The sequence below is a fragment of the Nocardia salmonicida NBRC 13393 genome (assembly GCF_001613085.1).
GTDB classification, from domain to species: domain Bacteria; phylum Actinomycetota; class Actinomycetes; order Mycobacteriales; family Mycobacteriaceae; genus Nocardia; species Nocardia salmonicida.
The window spans coordinates 404,025-422,331 of the sequence record NZ_BDBR01000002.1; the positions used below are offsets into that span (position 1 = coordinate 404,025).

The 18,307-nt window shown below is 66.3% G+C and carries 18 protein-coding genes; 13 read left to right on the plus strand and 5 right to left on the minus strand.

Going from position 1 to position 18,307, the window contains the following annotated elements; genetic code table 11:
• Window positions 1-5 precede the first annotated feature (5 nt).
• Together NS1_RS02520 and NS1_RS02525 are read right to left on the minus strand one after the other, a co-directional pair.
• Window positions 6-1,865, minus strand: a complete 1,860-nt coding sequence (locus tag NS1_RS02520; protein ID WP_062981137.1) for a Na+/H+ antiporter — start codon at window positions 1,863-1,865, stop codon at window positions 6-8.
• A gap of 46 nt (window positions 1,866-1,911) precedes the next feature.
• The gene (locus NS1_RS02525; RefSeq protein ID WP_062981512.1) at window positions 1,912-2,661 is read right to left on the minus strand and encodes a histidine phosphatase family protein; all 750 of its coding nucleotides are present in this window, start codon (window positions 2,659-2,661) and stop codon (window positions 1,912-1,914) included.
• Between the two features lie 182 nt (window positions 2,662-2,843).
• On the opposite strand from NS1_RS02525, the gene NS1_RS02530 reads away from it, so the two are divergent.
• Window positions 2,844-3,575: a DsbA family oxidoreductase gene (locus NS1_RS02530; RefSeq protein ID WP_056820464.1), complete on the plus strand. Its 732-nt coding sequence runs from the start codon at window positions 2,844-2,846 to the stop codon at window positions 3,573-3,575.
• 18 nt (window positions 3,576-3,593) lie between these two features.
• On the opposite strand, the gene NS1_RS02535 is transcribed toward NS1_RS02530, so the two are convergent.
• A complete protein-coding gene (locus tag NS1_RS02535) occupies window positions 3,594-4,619 on the minus strand; it encodes a glucose 1-dehydrogenase (protein WP_255284377.1) in 1,026 nt (341 codons plus the stop codon).
• Between the two features lie 247 nt (window positions 4,620-4,866).
• Between NS1_RS02535 and NS1_RS02540 the strand changes: the two genes are divergently transcribed.
• Genes NS1_RS02540 through NS1_RS02575 form a run of 8 tightly spaced genes read left to right on the plus strand, consistent with a single transcriptional unit; the run spans window position 4,867 to window position 11,021 of the window.
• Window positions 4,867-5,655 (plus strand): DUF1460 domain-containing protein, encoded by a 789-nt coding sequence (locus NS1_RS02540; RefSeq protein ID WP_062981141.1) that lies wholly within the window; start codon window positions 4,867-4,869, stop codon window positions 5,653-5,655.
• A 19-nt stretch (window positions 5,656-5,674) separates the two neighbouring features.
• A complete protein-coding gene (locus NS1_RS02545) occupies window positions 5,675-6,232 on the plus strand; it encodes an isochorismatase family protein (RefSeq protein WP_062981143.1) in 558 nt (185 codons plus the stop codon).
• A 17-nt stretch (window positions 6,233-6,249) separates the two neighbouring features.
• Window positions 6,250-6,795, plus strand: coding sequence for a class I SAM-dependent methyltransferase (locus tag NS1_RS02550; RefSeq protein ID WP_062981145.1), 546 nt, complete (start codon window positions 6,250-6,252; stop codon window positions 6,793-6,795).
• Window positions 6,796-6,804: 9 nt separating this feature from the next.
• Entirely contained in the window at window positions 6,805-7,224 is a 420-nt protein-coding gene (locus tag NS1_RS02555; RefSeq protein WP_062981147.1) for a MerR family transcriptional regulator, read from the plus strand.
• Between the two features lie 29 nt (window positions 7,225-7,253).
• On the plus strand, window positions 7,254-7,697 hold the full coding sequence (locus NS1_RS02560) for a helix-turn-helix transcriptional regulator (protein WP_062981150.1): 444 nt from the start codon (window positions 7,254-7,256) through the stop codon (window positions 7,695-7,697).
• Between the two features lie 10 nt (window positions 7,698-7,707).
• Entirely contained in the window at window positions 7,708-8,118 is a 411-nt protein-coding gene (locus NS1_RS02565) for a VOC family protein (RefSeq protein ID WP_056820461.1), read from the plus strand.
• A gap of 54 nt (window positions 8,119-8,172) precedes the next feature.
• Window positions 8,173-10,554, plus strand: a complete 2,382-nt coding sequence (locus tag NS1_RS02570; protein WP_062981152.1) for an ATP-binding cassette domain-containing protein — start codon at window positions 8,173-8,175, stop codon at window positions 10,552-10,554.
• A gap of 50 nt (window positions 10,555-10,604) precedes the next feature.
• Window positions 10,605-11,021, plus strand: a complete 417-nt coding sequence (locus tag NS1_RS02575) for a GNAT family N-acetyltransferase (RefSeq protein WP_062981154.1) — start codon at window positions 10,605-10,607, stop codon at window positions 11,019-11,021.
• A gap of 30 nt (window positions 11,022-11,051) precedes the next feature.
• Here NS1_RS02575 and NS1_RS02580 read toward each other — a convergent pair whose 3' ends face one another.
• Complete coding sequence (locus tag NS1_RS02580; RefSeq protein WP_084503372.1) at window positions 11,052-11,921, minus strand: aminoglycoside phosphotransferase family protein; 870 nt, start codon at window positions 11,919-11,921, stop codon at window positions 11,052-11,054.
• A 17-nt stretch (window positions 11,922-11,938) separates the two neighbouring features.
• Between NS1_RS02580 and NS1_RS02585 the strand changes: the two genes are divergently transcribed.
• Window positions 11,939-12,739 (plus strand): carbonic anhydrase, encoded by an 801-nt coding sequence (locus NS1_RS02585; RefSeq protein ID WP_062981158.1) that lies wholly within the window; start codon window positions 11,939-11,941, stop codon window positions 12,737-12,739.
• 29 nt (window positions 12,740-12,768) lie between these two features.
• Here NS1_RS02585 and NS1_RS02590 read toward each other — a convergent pair whose 3' ends face one another.
• Window positions 12,769-13,368, minus strand: coding sequence for a TetR/AcrR family transcriptional regulator (locus NS1_RS02590; protein WP_062981160.1), 600 nt, complete (start codon window positions 13,366-13,368; stop codon window positions 12,769-12,771).
• Between the two features lie 78 nt (window positions 13,369-13,446).
• On the opposite strand from NS1_RS02590, the gene NS1_RS02595 reads away from it, so the two are divergent.
• The 3 genes from NS1_RS02595 to NS1_RS02605 all read left to right on the plus strand — a co-directional run bounded on the left by NS1_RS02595 (window position 13,447) and on the right by NS1_RS02605 (window position 17,866).
• Entirely contained in the window at window positions 13,447-14,742 is a 1,296-nt protein-coding gene (locus NS1_RS02595) for a YhgE/Pip domain-containing protein (RefSeq protein WP_255284379.1), read from the plus strand.
• Window positions 14,743-14,771: 29 nt separating this feature from the next.
• Window positions 14,772-16,565 (plus strand): AMP-dependent synthetase/ligase, encoded by a 1,794-nt coding sequence (locus NS1_RS02600; protein WP_062981162.1) that lies wholly within the window; start codon window positions 14,772-14,774, stop codon window positions 16,563-16,565.
• Window positions 16,566-16,708: 143 nt separating this feature from the next.
• Complete coding sequence (locus NS1_RS02605; protein WP_062981164.1) at window positions 16,709-17,866, plus strand: fatty acid desaturase family protein; 1,158 nt, start codon at window positions 16,709-16,711, stop codon at window positions 17,864-17,866.
• Window positions 17,867-18,307: the final 441 nt, after the last annotated feature.

Genomic DNA, 18,307 nt, shown 5'->3' on the forward strand with positions numbered 1-18,307 from the left:
CCGGGTCATCCGAGCAGCTGGTCCACATAGCACCAGCGCCACGCTTCGCCCGGCTCCACACTGCGCATCACCGGATGCGTCGAGGTGCGGAAGTGGGCGCTGGCGTGGTCGCCGATCGAGGACTCGCAGCAGCCGATGTTCCCGCAGTCGGTGCACATTCGCAGATGCACCCAGCGCAGACCCTCGTCGAGGCACGTCTGGCACACCAGCTCACCGGCAGGTGGCTCCAGTAAGAGCGGAGCCTCGTCGAGATGCGCGCACCCCAGCGCCCCGGCCGCGGTCGACAGCGTTTCGACCCCGCGCGCGTCATCGCGTTCGTCGAAGCGGTCGATCATCGACTCCTCGAGATCGAGGCGGGCCAGCACATGTTGCAGCACTTCGTAATCCACGGCTCCCGCATCGCGGACCTTCAGTACCGCATCGCGTTCGGCGCTCAGCATCGCCAGCCGTAGCCGCCGGTATTCCGCGGTCGGTGTCACCAATTCCGCCTCGGGGCGACCCAACCGTTCCCACGCGGCATTGGAACGCCAGATCAGTCGTTGACGCAGCGACTCGATCACCGGCTCGGGGGTGTTCGGGCCGATCCGGCGGTCGAGTTCGGCCAGGCCCGCGGTCGAAGCCTGTTGGAGCAGATCAGCTTTGGCGAGCGCGTCCTCTTCACGGCTGGGCCCGCGCAACCGCAGCCACCGCACCAGCCACGGCAACGAACTGCCCTGAACGAGCAGCGTGCCACCCACCACGACCAGCGCGAGCAACTCCAAGACCGGCAACTGCGGTGTCGATTCGGGCAGCAACAACACCGCCGCCAAGGTCACCACCCCGCGCATCCCCGCCCACGACACCACCGCCGCGTGACTCAACGGCTCGCTCGCGCGCCCGAACAGCCTGGCCACCAACACCGGCGTGAACACCCACACCGGGCGAGCCAGCATCACCGCGGCCAGCACACCCATCGCCGCCACGACGAGGGTGCCGTGATCCAACCCGCTGTGCCAGGCGCCCTCGACGATCCAGCGCACCTGCAAGCCGATGATCAAGAACACCGCGCTCTCCAGAATGAACTGGATGGTGCGCCAATTGGTGGTCTCGGCGACGCGCGAAGCCGCCCCCTGCCATCGCTGCGCGCCGTGGCCGAGGATCATCCCGCACGTCACCACCGCGATCACGCCGGAAGCGTGAAAATGTTCGGCAGGCAGATACGCCACGAACGGGGCCAGCAGCGAGACCGAGGTATCCAGCACGGGATCGGTGATCCGCCTGCGCAACATCGCCAATGCCGCCGCCACCACGGCCCCGATGACGCCGCCGCCGACAGCGGCGAGCAGGAAATCGCCACCCACCTGCCACGCCGTCACCGCACCGGCCATCGCCGCGATGGCCGAACGCAACGCCACCAGCGCGGTCGCGTCGTTGAACAGCGACTCGTCCTCGAGCACTGTCACGATGCTGCGCGGCATCCCGGTGCGCCGTGCCACCGCGGTCGCGGCCACCGCGTCCGGGGGAGCGACCACCGCACCCAACGCGACCGCCGCCGCGAACGGCACCGGCAGCAACCACCACACCACCAACGCCACGGCGAACGTGCTGAACAGCACCAGGCCCACCGACAGCGACGCGATGGTGCGCAGGTTGTCCTTGAAATCGACCAGCGACGTGCGCAGCGCGGCGGTGTAGAGCAACGGCGGCAACAAACCGAGCAGCACCACCTCCGGCTCGAGATGCACCTGCGGCACCATCGGCAGATACGACGCGGCCACGCCGGCCAACGTCAGCACCAGCGGTTCCGACACCCCGAATCGCCGCGCCAGCGCCGCCAGCGCGGTCGCCGAGCCGATGAGGACAACCAGACCGATTGCGACATCCACTCGCGCATTCTGTCATCCACGAACCGGTCAGTCCGTTGACGCCGCCTCATCCAGCCTGTTCGCCCCAGGAGCGCTGTCGTGTCTGCTCGTCGGTCGTCAGGTGCTCGACCGCGCCCCACACCCGCAATGCCAGTCGCGGGCCCTCGCGTCGCCACTGTGAAACCGACGCGTTGGGTACCGGCTCGAGCGAATCCGGCACCGGCGCGCCGAGTCCGTCGAGGATGTAGCGCAACGACACCACTACCGCATCGTGGGTCACCACGAGGACCTGCTCGCCCGCGGCCACCCCATCCAACTCGTCGAGGAAACTGCGCACCCGCAATGCCACATCGGCCAGCGATTCCCCGCCCGGCGGGCGATACACCCAGTTGCCGACCAGTTCACGGCGCGCACCCTCCTCGGGCGCGCGTCGCCGGATCGCCCGGTACGGATGCAGTTCGAACACCCCCATCTCCCGATCACGCAACCGTTCGTCGACCAGAGTGCGGATCGGGCGTAGTTGCCGGTTGCGGGTGGCGGCCGCCTCGGCCATCACCGCCCAGGTGACTCGGGTGCGCAGGTAGGGGGAGCAGACCACCAGCGTGGGCCGCTGCACACCGGACAACCCTGCCAGCCAGTCACCGAGACGCTGCGCCTGCCACTGCCCGTGCGCGGTCAATTCGACCGCAGAGTCCGTCCCGCGCATCGGCCGCTGTCCGGTCGCCGGGTCGGCGAACCACACATTGGCCTCACTCTGTGCGTGGCGCACCGCCCACAACCCGCCCAGCGCGCGCGGCACCACCAGTCCTTCGGGCATCTGCACCCACCCACTCCGCTGCTCGAACCCCATCGATGTCCTTCGTGCTCGTCCCGTCGTGCCCGGACGCGCCAGGGAATAGCGGCTTCATCGCCGGCGTTACACACCCCGAATTCGAACGCCTGTCCAGTACCGTCCGGCGGACCACCGCCGCACCCCGTGATGCGCCGCAGGAGGCCCGCTTGTCCACCAGAGTAGAGATCTGGACCGACATCAATTGCCCGTTCTGCTACCTGGGCAAAGCGCGCTTCGAACAAGCCCTGGCCGACTTCGCGCACCGTGACGACGTCGAGGTCGTGCACCGGTCCTTCGAACTCGATCCGACGCTGCCCGCCGGTTCCACGCGGCCGGTCATCCCGGCGATCGCCGAGAAATACGGCATCACCGTCGAGCAGGCCGCCGCCAACGAACGCGGCATCGGCGCCCAGGCCGCGGCGATGGGTCTGCCCTACCAGACCGCAGGCCGCGACTCCGGCAACAGCTTCGATATGCACCGGCTCCTGCACTACGCCCTCGACCAGGGCAAACAGGAAGCCATGCTCGACGCGCTCTACGCGGGCAACTTCGCCGAGACCGAACCCGTCTTCGGCGACACCGAACGTCTCGTGGCGTTGGCCGTGCGCGCGGGTCTGGACGAGACCTCGGTGCGTGCGGTGCTCGCGGATCCCGACGCCTACGCCGACGCGGTCCGCGCCGACGAAGCAGAAGCCGCCGCGCTCGGTGCCACCGGTGTCCCGTTCTTCGTCTTCGACGGCAAATACGCGGTCTCCGGCGCTCAGCCCGCCGAAACGTTCACCCGGGCGCTGAACACAGCCTGGAACGATCGACCCGCCCCTCAGCTCATCGCCGACGGCGAGACCTGTGGTCCCGACGGCTGCGCGGTCCCCGCCACCGAGTCCGCGGCGAGCAACTGACCGCCGCGGTGTCCGGAGTCAGGCCAGGTCGATGACGACCTTGATATCGGACCCACCCGGTTCGAACGCCTCGATCGCCCGATCCAGCGGCAGTCGCCGGGTGATCAACCGTTCCAGCCACGACTCGTCGGCTTCGGCCAGCGCCTGCGCGCCCTGCTCGTAGTGGTGGCGGTTCGCGTTCACCGAACCGAACACCAGCGCGTTGTCGAGCACGATATTGCGGTTCAACCCGCCCACATCGACGTCGGTGTCGACACCGGGCGTCGACACTCCGGTCAAACAGACGATCACGCCAGGGTTGTCGATCTCCATCGCCTGCAAGGCCACCGCGGGCGCACCGGTCGCCTCGATCACCACATCGGGCCGGATCGCCTCCGCGACCGCCGCCGCGGTCCCCGAGTGGAAGGTGCCGCCCAACGCCTCGACCAGCTCTTGTTTCGTCCCGCCACTGGTGCGATCGAGGACGTGCACGTCGAGGCCGCGCTGTCGGCCGAGCAACGCCGCCAGCAACCCGATCGGCCCGGCGCCGGTGACCAGGACCGTGCGCGGGTCGAACCAGGCGCGGTGGTTGATCTTCTCGATCTGATCCCACGCCTTGGCGACCACTGTCGTCGGTTCCAACAGCACCCCGACCTTCTCCAGCGCCGGATCCAGCCGCACCGCGAAGTTTTCGCGCACCACCCAGGCCGTCGACCCGTAGCCGTCGATCTCCTTGATCCCGCGCTCGACGTACATTCCGTTGCGGCACATGTCCCACTCCCCGCGCGCGCATGCCCCGCAGGGCACTGGATCCGGCCTGCGCACGATCCCGACCACGAGGTCGCCGGGGGCGAACGCGCTGCCCTCGGGCGCGGTCTTCACCCGGCCCAGCGATTCATGCCCCAGGACCATCCGTGGCTTGCCCGGTGGCAGCCAGCCGTAGTTGCCCTGCGCGATATCACGGTCGGTGCCGCAGATGCCCAGCGAGATCCCGTCGACGAGCAGTTCGCCGGGACCGACGACCGGATCGGGGACATCTTCCACACGCAGTGATTGCTTCTGCATGGGAATCACTGTCAACGCACGCATTTCGGCATCCCTTCCGCCCGGACGGGCCAACGGTCGACGTTCGCACGAACCATATCCACGACACCCGGGGGAGCAACCCCATCGCGAACTCGCCGCGAACACGGACTACCTGCGACAACGGTACGCGAACACCAGGGGAACGCCGAGACATCAATCGTGTCGGTCGACTCGGCTACGGTGGACAGCGCTCGCACCGATCGACCCGTGGCCAGTTGGAGGCGTCTTGCGCATCATCGTCCGGATCCTGCTCGTGCTCGCCGCACTCGTCTGCGCGCTCGCACCGGCCTCGGCCGCGCCGTCGGTCGATGAGGCCACCACACGCAAGATCGACGAACTGCTCAGCGTGCGCGCCGAATCGGGCGATCTCGGCCGTGGTGAACTCATCGAACGGCTCTCCGCACGCCTGCTCGGCACCCCCTACGGGGCGAACATGCTGATCGGCTCGGCCACCGAACCCGAGCAGCTCGTCGTCGACCTGCGCCGGGTGGACTGCTTCACCTACCTCGACTACATCGACGCCGCTTCCCGCTCCGCCGACCGCGACCAGTTCCTCACCAACCTGATCGCCACCCGCTATATCGACGGCCGGGTCGAATTCGCCCAGCGCAAGCACTTCTTCACCGACTGGGCCACCCGGGAGCGCCTGGCGGCCACCGACATCACCGCGAGTCTGAGCCCCGCCGCCGTCACCACCACCAAACACCTCAACGCCAAAGCCGACGGCAGCACCTACCTGCCCGGCGTCCCCGTGGTCGACCGCGCCGTCACCCACATCCCCTCGGCCGCTGTCGACGGGGCAGTGTCGGGCGCGCTTCGCACGGGCGACTACCTCGGTGCCTACACCCCCGAGGCCGGCCTCGATGTCACCCACGTCGGCTTCGTCGTTCAGACCCCCACCGGTCCCGTCTTCCGCAACGCCTCCTCCCTCGCCGCGAACAACCAGGTCGTCGACACACCCCTGAGCGACTACCTTCGGAGCGTCCCCGGCATCGTCGTCCTGCGCCCGCTCTGACCGACTCCAAGGATTCGCCATGACCACGCTTCCCGACCGTCCGAATACCGCATTGCTCGTCGTCGACGTCCAGAACGGCGTCGTCGACGAAGCGCCCCGTCGCGACGAGGTCGTCGCGAACATCACCACCCTCGTCGAGCGTGCCCGCGGCGCCGATATCTCGATCATTTGGATCCAGCACTCCTCCGAGGAACTCGTCGAGGAGAGTGATCCCTGGCGTTACGTCCCCGAACTCACCCGCGCCGACACCGAGCCGTTGGTCCACAAGCGCTACGGCGACTCGTTCGAAGACACCGAGCTCGAGGGACTGCTCGCCGCGGTGGGTGCCGGTCACCTGATCGTCACCGGCGCCGAATCCGACGCCTGCATCCGCTCGACCATCCACGGCGCCTTCGTTCGCGGCTACGACGTCACCCTCGTCGGCGACGCGCACACCACCGGAGACAAAACCCGGTGGGGCGCACCGAAACCCGAAGACGTCATCGCCCACACGAACCTGTACTGGCAGTTCCAGCAAGCGCCCGGTCGTGCCGCGGCGGTCCGCCCGACCGAAGAGCTTGACTTCAGGTCGACCTGAGCAAGCACCGTGGTCTCATGACCACCTTCGGATACGAACAGAGCCTCGGCTACGATCGGCGCGCCACCCGACTGCTCACCGGCCTGTACCGCCGGATCGCCACCGACATCGATACCAGCACCACCGCCTCGGCCACGGTCGTCGATCTCGGTACGGGTCCGGGAAAGCTGTTGTCGCACCTGACAACTCGTCGCCCCGACCTGCACCTGCACGGCATAGACCTGTCCCCGCACATGATCGAGATCGCCCGCCGGACCCTCACCGGGCACCCGGTCGGGCTGGCTGTGGCCGACGTCGCCGAGCTGCCTCACCCCGACGCCAGCATCGACTTCGCCGTGTCGAGCCTGAGCATGCACGAATGGCCCGACCTGCCGGCCGCGGTCACCGAACTGCATCGAGTGCTGCGACCCGGCGGCGGCGCCGGGATCTATGACTTCCGCTTCTCGCGAACCCGGCAGATCCGGCACGCACTCGGCGCGGTCTTCGGCGCGGTCGACACCGAAACAGTGCGCCTGCCATGGCATCCTGTCGCCCTGATCACCTGCTACCGCGTCACCGCATAGGCTCGGCGGATGGCCGAGGAACACACCACGATCGGTGCGGTGGCGACACGGTTCGGTCTGGCGCCCCACGTGCTTCGCCATTGGGAAGACCGCGGGCTGCTCTGCCCACCGCGTGACTCGGCCGGACGCCGCCACTACCGCAGCACCGATATCGACACCGTCGCGATGATCGTCCTCGGCAAGAAAGCTGGGCTTTCCCTCGACGATCTCGCCATCCTGTTCACCCGCGCTCCCGCCCGCGCCACCCGCCGCGAGGTGCTCGAGGCCCATCGTGACCGCCTCGGCGACCAGATCGCCCGCACCCGCGCCGCCCTCGACGCCGTCACCCATGTGCTCGACTGCGATGCCGAGGACTTCCGCACCTGCCCGCACTTCCGTGCCGAACTCGACGGGGTCCTGCACACCCGAGGTGGGCAGCCGCTGTCGTAGATACCACCCGACGTGGGACGATCGCCCCTGTGACCGGCACACCCGCGAAACCACAGCACCTGCGCGATCTCGCGCTGCTGCGTCGCGTGCGCGACCGCATCGACCGCGAATACGCCCAGCCTCTCGACGTCGAAGCGCTCGCCCGCGGCGTACACATGTCGGCCGGACACCTCAGTCGACAATTCCGCCTCGCCTACGGGGAATCGCCGTACTCCTACCTGATGACCCGCCGCATCGAACGCGCCATGGCATTGCTGCGCCGCGGCGACCTGAGCGTCACCGACGTCTGCTTCGCGGTCGGCTCGTCCTCGCTGGGCACCTTCAGCACCCGCTTCACCGAACTCGTCGGCGTACCGCCCAGCGTCTACAAACAGCAGCAGGACGAACAGACCGCGGGCATGCCGTCGTGCGTGGTCAAGAAGGTGACCAGACCGATCAGGAATCGAGAAGCTTCCGCTCCGGTCGACAATTAGCGTGGTCGGCATGAACCTCACCATTCACCAGAGCTACCTGCCCCAGGACGACCCCGACGCCGCGCTCGCCTTCTACCGCGACGCGCTCGGCTTCGAGGTACGCAACGATGTGGGCTACAACGGGATGCGCTGGATCACCGTCGGCCCCACCGGCCAGCCCGATACCTCCATCGTGCTGCACCCACCGGCCGCCGACCCCGGCCTCACCGACGACGAACGTCGCGTCATCAGCGAAATGATGGCCAAGGGCACCTACGCCGGTATCAACCTCGCCACCGACGATCTCGACGGCCTGTTCGAAAAGCTGCAGGCCGGAGATATCGAGGTCGTCCAGGAACCCACTGATCAGCCCTATGGTGTGCGCGACTGCGCCTTCCGCGACCCGGCCGGAAACATGGTCCGCATCCAGCAGACCAAGTAAGCCACGCGCCGGTAGATTCGATATCCGGCGATGTCGACTGATCGAGGGAGACCCATGAGCACGGCCAAGAAGACCGGCACCACCATAGAGCCGGCCGACAGCCACGATGTGATCCGCGTGCACGGCGCGCGGGTCAACAACCTGCGCGATGTGAGCATCGAGATCCCCAAGCGCAGGCTGACGGTCTTCACCGGCGTGTCCGGATCCGGCAAGAGCTCCCTGGTCTTCGGCACCATCGCCGCCGAATCGCAGCGCCTGATCAACGAGACCTACAGCGCGTTCGTGCAGGGCTTCATGCCCAGCCAAGCGCGCCCCGACGTCGACGTACTCGAGGGCCTGACCACCGCCATCCTCGTCGACCAGTCCCGCCTCGGTGCCGACCCGCGCTCCACCGTCGGCACCGTCACCGACGCCAACGCGATGCTGCGCATTCTGTTCAGTCGCCTCGGTGACCCGCACATCGGGTCCTCGCAGGCGTTCTCGTTCAATGTCGCCTCGATCAGTGGTGCAGGTGCGGTCGAGGTCGAGAAGAACGGCGTCACCGTCAAGGAACGCCGCAGCTTCGCTATCACCGGCGGCATGTGTCCCACCTGTGAGGGCAAAGGCCAGATCAACGACATCGACCTCACCGAGCTCTACGACGAGAATCTCTCCCTCGACGACGGCCCGTTCAAGATCCCCGGCTACAGCATGGACGGCTGGATGGGCCGCATCTTCAAGGGTTCCGGCTTCTTCGACCCGGCGAAGCCGATCAAGAAGTACACCAAGAAGCAGCTCGCCGACCTGCTGTACAAGGAACCGACGAAGGTCAAGGTCGAGGGCATCAACCTCACCTACGAAGGACTCATCCCCAAACTGCGCAAGTCGATGCTGTCCAAGGACATCGATTCGCTGCAACCGCATGTGCGCGCCTTCGTCGAACGCGCCGTCACCTTCGGTACCTGCCCCGACTGTGCGGGCACGAGACTGTCCGCCGCGGCCCGCTCGTCGAAGATCAACGGCATCAGCATCGCCGACGCCTGCGCCATGCAGATCACCGATCTCGCCGAATGGGTCAAGGAAGTCGACGACCCGTCGGTGGCGCCGCTGCTCGAGTCGCTGCGCCAGACCCTGGACTCGTTCGTCGAGATCGGCCTCGGCTACCTGTCGCTGTCGCGACCCTCGGGCACCCTGTCCGGCGGTGAAGCCCAGCGCGTCAAGATGATTCGCCACCTCGGCTCCTCGCTCACCGACGTCACCTATGTCTTCGACGAACCCACCGCGGGCCTGCACCCACACGACATCCAGCGGATGAACGACCTGCTGCTGCGCCTGCGCGACAAGGGCAACACCGTGCTCGTCGTCGAACACAAGCCCGAAACGATCGTCATCGCCGACCACATCGTCGACCTCGGCCCCGCCGCCGGCTCCAAGGGCGGCACCATCTGCTTCGAAGGCACCGTCGACGGGCTGCGCGCCAGCGACACCGTCACCGGCCGCCACTTCGACGACCGCGCCTCGGTCAAGGACTCGGTGCGAAAGTCGACCAGCGCCTTGCAGATTCGTGGCGCCACCGCCAACAACCTCGACAAAGTCGACGTCGACATCCCCCTCGGCATTCTGGTGGCGATCACCGGCGTCGCGGGCTCGGGCAAGAGCTCGCTGGTGCACGGCTCGATCCCGATCGACGAAGGCGTCATCTCCATCGACCAGACCCCGATCAAGGGCTCGCGCCGCAGCAACCCCGCTACCTACACCGGCCTGCTCGACCACATCCGCAAAGCCTTCGCCAAGGCCACCGGCGCCAAACCAGCCCTGTTCAGCGCCAATTCCGAAGGCGCCTGCCCCAACTGCAACGGCGCCGGCGTGGTCTACACCGACCTGGCGATGATGGCCGGTGTCTCGACCATGTGTGAGGTGTGTGAGGGCAAACGGTTCATGGCCGAAGTCCTCGAATACACCTTCGCGGGCAAGAACATCAGCGAAGTGCTCTCGATGCCCGTCGACGAAGCCCGTGAGTTCTTCGGCGACGGCGAAGCCCGCACCCCTGCCGCCCACAAGATCCTCACCCACCTCACCGAAGTGGGCCTCGGCTACCTCACCATCGGCCAGCCACTGACCACCCTGTCCGGCGGCGAACGCCAGCGCCTCAAGCTCGCCACCCACATGTCCGACAAGGGCGGCACCTACATCCTCGACGAACCGACCACCGGCCTGCACCTGGCCGACGTCGAACAGCTCCTCGGCCTGCTCGACCGGCTCGTCGAATCCGGCAAGTCCGTCATCGTCGTCGAACACCACCAGGCCGTGATGGCCCACGCCGACTGGATCATCGACCTGGGCCCCGGCGCGGGCCACGACGGCGGCCACATCGTCTTCGAAGGCACTCCCGCCGAGCTCGTCGAGGCGCGCTCCACCCTCACCGGCGAACACCTGGCCACCTACGTCGGCGCCTGAGATTGTGCGGCCGGGCTCACCCTGAGCCCGGCCGCGCTTACCCTGGACCGATGCTCGAGATCTCCACCGATCCCGCCGCCGTCGATCTCGACTGGCTCCACCAACGCCTGTCGACCGACGCCTACTGGGCCCTCGGCCGCAGTCGCGAACGCGTCCGCCGCGTCGTCGAGAACTCCTTGCCCTACAGCGTGTTCCACGACGGTTCCCAGATCGCCTTCGCCCGCCTGGTCACCGACCGCACCACCTTCGCCTGGCTCTCCGACGTCTACGTAGACCGTCACCAGCGCGGAAAAGGCGTCGGCAAACTCCTGCTGGACCGGATCATGGCCGACGCCGACGACTGGGGACTGCGCCGCATGGCCCTGGCCACCGGCGATGCCCACGACATGTACCGCCCCTATGGCTTCACCGCCCACCCCAAGCCGGACCAGTGGATGGAAAAGAACTGGCCGAGCAACCCCGCTTGAAGAATTCATTGGGGTCGGCCGATCACGAAATCACCCTGACAACAGAATCTCGGCCAGCTGATCGGTCGCTCGGGTCAACCAGTCGGGATCACCGTGACGCCGTCCCCAGAGCGCAGCTTTGACCGCACGCACCTGCGCCCACCGGCGGGCACGATCACGGTCGACCCCCGCTGCCTCGCAATACAAGTCCAGTCCGCGACGGATACCGGCGCCCGGATCGGCGGCGAACAGTAGCGGCGCGAACCGGTAGCTGCGAAGGACGGTGATCGTGTCGTAGGCGGGGTCGCCGACATACCCCTTGGGGTCGATCGCGAGCCAGGGTTCTCGTTCTCCCGCCAGTACATTCGCATCATGGAGGTCGCCGTGGACGAGGGTCTCGGGCTGCCCCGAACCGAGGTCGCGCAAGGTCTCGGCTGCGGCATCCAGAACGCGGCAGGGGAGTGGGTCGCCCAGTTCGGCGGCCGTCGTGCGGATCTCGCCGGCCCAGTCGGCGACCAGGTCGCTCAAGCGCGGTAGCCCGGCAGGGGCGTCGACAGCCAAGCGGTGCGACAGCTGCCCGAGTATGCCGACTGCCTCGTCGAAGTCGGTGACGTCGGCCAGAGTTTTGGGTCCTGTGCGCTCGAGCAGCATCGCGAACCGCTCGTCATCGCGGGCGAACAAGTGCACCGCACCTCGTCCGTTCCCGGCCACCACCGATGTGACGTATCTCGCCGCCCTCGAGTCTGTTCTCCGCAATGACGACAGGCATAGCCTGAGACCCCGCGCAGGAGCGAAATCGACTGCACTAGAAGAATATTCGGTGCAAAACGGACACCGTCGATTCGGTAGGCGTCTCGCTGATTTCGACGCGCGCACCCTGCCGTCCCGGGACGTGTACATCCGGGCCGACGGCAGAATCATGGCAAGGAGCTACACCGGTGCCGGTTCGTCACACAGACCTCAGCCCCGTCATCACCCGCCGCGGCGCACTCGCCGCACTGGCACTGCTCGCTGCCGCCGGTTGCGGCGGTTCGGTCGCGGCCACCACGGGCAAGCCGCACTGGGACTACGACGCCGAGGGCCCCGAGCACTGGGCCGACCTCGACCGCGGCTACTCGGCCTGCCGAGTCGGCCACGCCCAATCGCCGATCGACCTGGACAGCCCCACCGAACTACACCCGTCCGACCACATCGAGATCGACTACCGCCCCATCCCCTCGGTGGACCTGCTCAACAACGGACACACCGTTCAGGTGGGCGCCCCAGCGGACTCCGGCAACCACATCGTCGTCGACGGAACCCCGTTCACCCTGACCCAATTCCACTTCCATCTCCCCAGCGAGCACACAGTCGACGGCGCCGAGACCGCCATGGAACTGCATTTCGTCCACACCGCCCGATCCGGCCGGCTGGCTGTTCTCGCGGTCCTCCTGAACGCGCACACCGACCCCACCCCGCTGAGTCGCATACTCACCGCCGCACCGAACCGCGCAGGACTCACCCGCGCTGTCACCACCGTCGACCCGCGCGAGTTCCTCCCGGCCGACCTCGCCCAGTTCCGCTACCAAGGCTCCCTGACCACACCCCCGTGCACCGAAGGCGTCGAGTGGATCGTGCTGCGCCACCCGATGTCGGTCGCGGTCCGCGATGTCGACAGTTACCGCGCGCTGTTCCCGCACAGCAACAGACCCACCCAGCCGCGCAACGGTCGCCCGGTAGTCCTGGCCGGATCCAACTGAGCAGTCGTCGATGGCGTGTTCTGCGATCGTCAGCTGGGGGAGGACCGGGGGAGCAGGCCGAGGGTGAGGTGCCGGACCAGGTCGTCGAGCAGCTGTTCGGAGTCGTAGTCGGCGGTATAGCCGGACCCGACGAAGGTAGCCAACCCCTGGAGGGCGGCCAGGGCGGTGACACCGAGCCGTTTCGGGTCACCCGCAACGATCTCGCTGGCGGCCTGACCTTCGGCGATGAGGGTGATCGGCACCGCGAACGCCCGGTCGGCGGCCTGCTGGATATCGGCGGAGGTGGAGTTGTTTCGGCGCGCGAACATCAGCGGCAACAGCTCGAGGTTGTCCACGGCGAATCGCAGGTAGGCGTAGGCGACGGTTTGTAGGCGTGCCGTGATGGGTCCTTCGATCACGGCCTGTTCGAAACAGGAGCCGAGGCGTTCGAGCCCGGTCACGGCGAGTGCGTCGAGGAGCGCCTGCTTGTCGCGGAAGTGCCGACTCGGCGCCGCATGGCTCACACCGGTGTCGCGGGCCAGCTGACGCAGGGACAGCCCGTCTACACCGGCCTCGCGCAGTGTCGCCTCGGCGCGCGTCAGCAGCGCGGCGCGGAGGTCGCCGTGGTGGTACGGGGTGTGCAGGGACATGGTACGAGCAGGATATCCGACGTCCGCTCAATGTTTGCGTTGACTACTTTGTTGTCGCTGACTACATTGACGAAGGCCATGACTGACAACACCGCGCCCACCCGCAAGCAGCGCACCATGCCGATCCGCGAATGGCTGGCCCCGATCACCCTGGTCACCATCCTGGCGGCGCTGCTGGGCACCATGTACCTCGGCTACACCGCCGACCCCGAGAAGCACCTCCACGACTTCCCGATCGCCCTGGTCAACCAGGACGTCGGCGACACCGTCGGCGGCACACCCACCAACATCGGCGCACAGATCGCCACGGCGCTGAGCGACAACATCCCCGCCGACAAGATCGACCTGCGCCCACTCGGCATCAACGAAGCCCAGCGACAGCTGCAGAACGGCGAGGTGTACGGCGCCATCGTCATCCCCGGCGACTTCACCAAGCGCGTCGCCATCCTCGGCGCCGCATCGATCGTCCCCGGCCAGGTCGAACAGCCGATCATCTCCGTGCTCACCAATCCACGGGCAGGCACTCTCGCCGCGCAGATCATGAACACCGTCGCCGACCAAGCCATGACACAGGTGAACAGCACCGTCGGCGCCCAACTCGCTGAGCAGGTCAACGCCGCGATCGGCACCACCCCACTCAGCGGCGCGGCCCAGCTGCAACTCACCGAGCCGATCGACGTCATGGTCAGCGCCTACCATCCACTGCCCGAAGGTACCGGCCAAGGCCTGGCCGCGTTCTTCTACACCCTGGTGCTGCTGATCGTCGGATTCAGCGGCGCGATGATGATCAACTCGCTGGTCGACGCCTCCCTCGGCTACATCCCCGCCGAATACGGCCCTTGGCACAAGACCACAGCCCCGGCCCCGATCAGCCGATGGCGCACCCTGCTCGTGAAATGGGCAATCGCCACGATCAGCGCCCCGCTAGCATCCGGAGTGTTCCTCGGCGTCGGCACCCTGCTGAACATGTCGATCGAGCGACCACTGATGCTGTTTCTCTATGGCACACTGGCGATCGCCGCCATCGCGGTCACCGCCCTGTCGGTGATGGCCGCCTTCGGCACGGCAGGCCTGATGATCAATCTCATCGTGTTCGTGGTGCTCGGCATCCCGTCGTCCTCGGGCACCATCCCGCTCGAGGCGACACCGCGCTGGATCGCCGACATGGCCACCTTCGAACCCATGCATCAGATCTACCTGTCCGTGCGCGCCATCCTGTTCTTCGACGGACATCTCGAAGCGGGCATGGCACAGGGCCTGTCGATGACCCTCGCCGGACTCGCGATCGGCCTGGTCGTCGGTGCGGTGGCCACCAATGCCTACGACCTGCGCGGACTGCTGCGTCTCGGCATCGACCACGCGCCCGCGCGATAACTGATCAACCCACGTGGAAGGGCCCTGTGATGCCTGAGTTCGAAGCCCCGGCTTCCTACACGATTCCGGAACACGCGAACAATTCCGACAGCGTGTTCCTGCACGCCGAACACTCGCCGCACACGGTGCTGTTCAACGTCTCGAACGGCAGCGGCGGACTCACCGACATCACCGCGGCCCAGTTCGCACGAACGGTCACCGACGTGGCCAAGGGCCTCATCGCCTCGGGCATCGAACCCGGCGACCGCGTGGCCATCATGGCACCCACCCGCTACGAGTGGGTCGTGCTCGACCACGCGATCTGGGCAACCGGCGCCTGCACCGTCGCCATCTACGACAGCTCCGCCGCCGAGCAGGCCACGTGGATCCTGCAGGACTCCGCGACGAAACTGCTCATCGTCGACAGCGACAAACACCGCGCGATCATCGAGGAGATCGACGATCGCGCACTGCCCGAGCTGCGAGAAATCCTCCAGATCGACAAAGGCGTCGTCGAGGAATTGACCACTCGCGGCGCCCAACTCGACGACGCGGCCGTCCACATCCGCCGAGCCGAGGTCGGTGCGAGCGCCCCGGCGACCCTGATCTACACCTCGGGCACCACCGGCCGTCCCAAAGGCGTCATTCTCACGCACGGCAACCTCTACGCGGAGTCGAAATCGGACCGCATCGCCCTGGGCGAGTTCGTCACCCAGGGCAACAAGACGCTGATGTTCCTGCCGCTCGCCCATGTGTTCGCGCGAGCGGTGACACTGGCCGCGCTCGACGCCAAGGTGGTCGTCGCGTTCAGTTCCGACTGGTCAACGCTCGTCGACCAATTCGGCAGCTACCGACCGCACTTCATCCTCGCGGTGCCGCGAGTGTTCGAGAAAGTCTTCAACGGCGCCAAGCAGAAGGCGCACGCCGGCGGCAAAGGCAAGATCTTCGACCTGGCCACCGAGACCGCCATCGCGTGGAGCGAATCGTTGGACACCGGGGGACCCGGTCTCTCGCTCAGACTGCGCCACACCGTGTTCGACACACTGGTGTACCGCAAACTACGCCAGGCGCTCGGCGGACGCTGCGAGGCGGCGGTCTCCGGTGGCGGACCGCTGGGCGCTCGGCTCGGTCACTTCTTTCGCGGTGCCGGCATCCCGATCTACGAGGGCTACGGACTCACCGAGACCACCGCGGCGATCACCGTGAACACCCCGGCCGATACCCGCGTCGGCACCGTCGGCCGCCCGACCGAAGGCCACGCCGTCAAGATCGCCGCCGACGGCGAACTACTCCTGCGCGGCCCGGTCGTATTCCACGAATACTGGGGCAACGCCCAGGCCACCGAGGACGCCTTCGCCGACGGCTGGTTCCAGACCGGCGATCTCGGCGCCATCGACCGCGACGGATACCTCACCATCACCGGTCGCAAGAAGGAAATCATCGTCACCGCAGGCGGAAAGAACGTCTCCCCGGGACTGATGGAGGACTCCCTGCGCGCCCACCCGCTGATCAGCCAGGCGATGGTGGTCGGTGACGGCCGCCCGTTCGTCGGCGCCCTGATCACCCTCGACCCCGAAGTACTCCCGGCATGGAAGCAAAGCCACAACCTGCCCGCCGACACCACGAACGAGGCCCTGATCGGCAACCCGGACCTCGTCGCGGAGATCGACGCGGTCCTCGCCGACACCAACAAGAAGGTGTCCCATGCCGAGGCGATCAAGAAGGTCCGCATTCTGCCCGTCGACTGGACCGAGGCCACCGGCGAACTGACGCCGAAGATGTCGCTCAAGCGAGCAGAAGTGATGAAGAAGTACGCCACCGAGGTGGACAAGATCTACGGCTAGTAGCTACTACCACCCAATTCTGGACACCAGTCTGTTATGTCTAACTAAATAACGCGGACTGCACCGCATCGACCCCTCGAGTTCGTATCCTCACCAGGACCGCGCCCGGCGCGCGGCACCGGAACAGGGGTTGAACACAGCAGATGGCTATATCTGACGTCGAGGCGTACACACATCTCTCGCCGACCGACATCGAAGAGTTCGGGCAACGCCTGGACGCGTTGCGCGGACAGATCGAATCCAGCTTGGGCGAGCGCGACGCGAAATATATCAAGACTGTCATCCGCGTTCAGCGAGCGTGCGAGATCGCCGCTCGACTCGTGCTGATCGACTCGGGTCGGAAAAGCAGTTGGTGGTGGGGGACAGGCCTACTCACCTTGTCGAAGGTGCTCGAGAACATGGAGATCGGGCACAACGTCATGCACGGCCAGTGGGACTGGATGAACGACCCGGAAATCCACTCCACCACCTGGGAATGGGACCATTCCATGCCCGCCGCGCATTGGAAAGAAGCGCACAATTATCGCCATCACGTTTTCACCAACGTGCTCGGCCTCGACCCCGACGAAGGCTACGGCCTGCTCCGCATCACCCGCGACCGTCGCTGGCGTCCTTACCACCTCGGCAACTTCGTCTACCTCGTCCCGGTCTCGCTGCTCTATGAACTGGGCATGTGCGTGTATCACCTGGAGATCCCGCGCGTGCTGGCGGGCAAGAAGGACAAGAAGAAGTTCCGGGAAGCTCGTGACGAAATCGTTCAGAAGGCAGGAAAGCAGCTGCTCAAGGACTACGTCATCTTCCCGGCGATGACCGGGCGGAACTGGAAATCGACGATACGTGCGAACATTACCGCCAACCTCACCAAGAACGTGTGGGAACAGATCATCACGTTCTGCGGGCATTTCCCCGACGGTGCGGAGAAGTTCACCAAACGCGATATCGAGAACGAGACTCGCGGCGAATGGTACCTGCGCCAATACCTGGGCAGCGCCAATATCGAAGTCGGTCCCCTTATGCGCATTCTGTCGGGAACGCTCAGCCATCAAATCGAACACCACTTGTTCCCGGATCTGCCGAGCAACCGACTTCCCGAAATTCAACGTGAAGTGCGCAAACTGGCGGCCGAATATCGCCTGCCTTACACCACCGGCAGCCTGGTCCGGCAATACGGTCTGACATTGCGCACCATCGCGAAACTGTCGTTGCCCGAAAAGTACCTCACCGCCGATGCCGACAACGCCCCGGAGACCAGCTCCGAAAAGGCCACTGAATCGCGCCGCCTGAGCCCTGTTCTCGTCTGATCCTCGTCGCGCACCGCATCACTTCGAGTTCGGTGATGCGGTGCGCCGTCGGGGAACCTCCGATAGTTTCGTCACTGTGACGAAATAAGGTCGGGGAAGCGGGAGGGGGAGTGCCGCCCTTCGGGTGGCCGCATCAGCTTTCCGTGGATCCAGGCCCCAGATCTGGTGATTAGCGGCATTCAGCGCGAACGGTCATCAATCGAACAATCCGAGAATTGTCCGAATTTCGTCCCAGATACCGAAATGTCGTGCAGAGGTCCGCATAAATTGTCTGCGCGCACAAAATGGGAGCGCAGACAGACATCCCGAGATGCCTGTCTGCGCGCGGTGCAGCTCAGCACACACTGCAAGCATCCGCAGAACTCGCGAATACCCCTCCCGACCGGCCGCCTTCAAACGCCGATAATGCACATTATGTCAAGTAAGCCCTTACTCGGTGCC

Coding starts and splice junctions, on each gene's coding strand:
- NS1_RS02525 (WP_062981512.1), bottom strand. CDS start 2,661: ATGCCCGAAGGACTGGTGGTGCCGCGCGCGCTGGGCGGGTTGTGGGCG.
- NS1_RS02535 (WP_255284377.1), bottom strand. CDS start 4,619: ATGCAGAAGCAATCACTGCGTGTGGAAGATGTCCCCGATCCGGTCGTC.
- NS1_RS02545 (WP_062981143.1), top strand. CDS start 5,675: ATGACCACGCTTCCCGACCGTCCGAATACCGCATTGCTCGTCGTCGAC.
- NS1_RS02550 (WP_062981145.1), top strand. CDS start 6,250: ATGACCACCTTCGGATACGAACAGAGCCTCGGCTACGATCGGCGCGCC.
- NS1_RS02555 (WP_062981147.1), top strand. CDS start 6,805: ATGGCCGAGGAACACACCACGATCGGTGCGGTGGCGACACGGTTCGGT.
- NS1_RS02565 (WP_056820461.1), top strand. CDS start 7,708: ATGAACCTCACCATTCACCAGAGCTACCTGCCCCAGGACGACCCCGAC.
- NS1_RS02570 (WP_062981152.1), top strand. CDS start 8,173: ATGAGCACGGCCAAGAAGACCGGCACCACCATAGAGCCGGCCGACAGC.
- NS1_RS02575 (WP_062981154.1), top strand. CDS start 10,605: ATGCTCGAGATCTCCACCGATCCCGCCGCCGTCGATCTCGACTGGCTC.
- NS1_RS02580 (WP_084503372.1), bottom strand. CDS start 11,921: ATGATTCTGCCGTCGGCCCGGATGTACACGTCCCGGGACGGCAGGGTG.
- NS1_RS02590 (WP_062981160.1), bottom strand. CDS start 13,368: ATGTCCCTGCACACCCCGTACCACCACGGCGACCTCCGCGCCGCGCTG.
- NS1_RS02595 (WP_255284379.1), top strand. CDS start 13,447: ATGACTGACAACACCGCGCCCACCCGCAAGCAGCGCACCATGCCGATC.
- NS1_RS02600 (WP_062981162.1), top strand. CDS start 14,772: ATGCCTGAGTTCGAAGCCCCGGCTTCCTACACGATTCCGGAACACGCG.
- NS1_RS02605 (WP_062981164.1), top strand. CDS start 16,709: ATGGCTATATCTGACGTCGAGGCGTACACACATCTCTCGCCGACCGAC.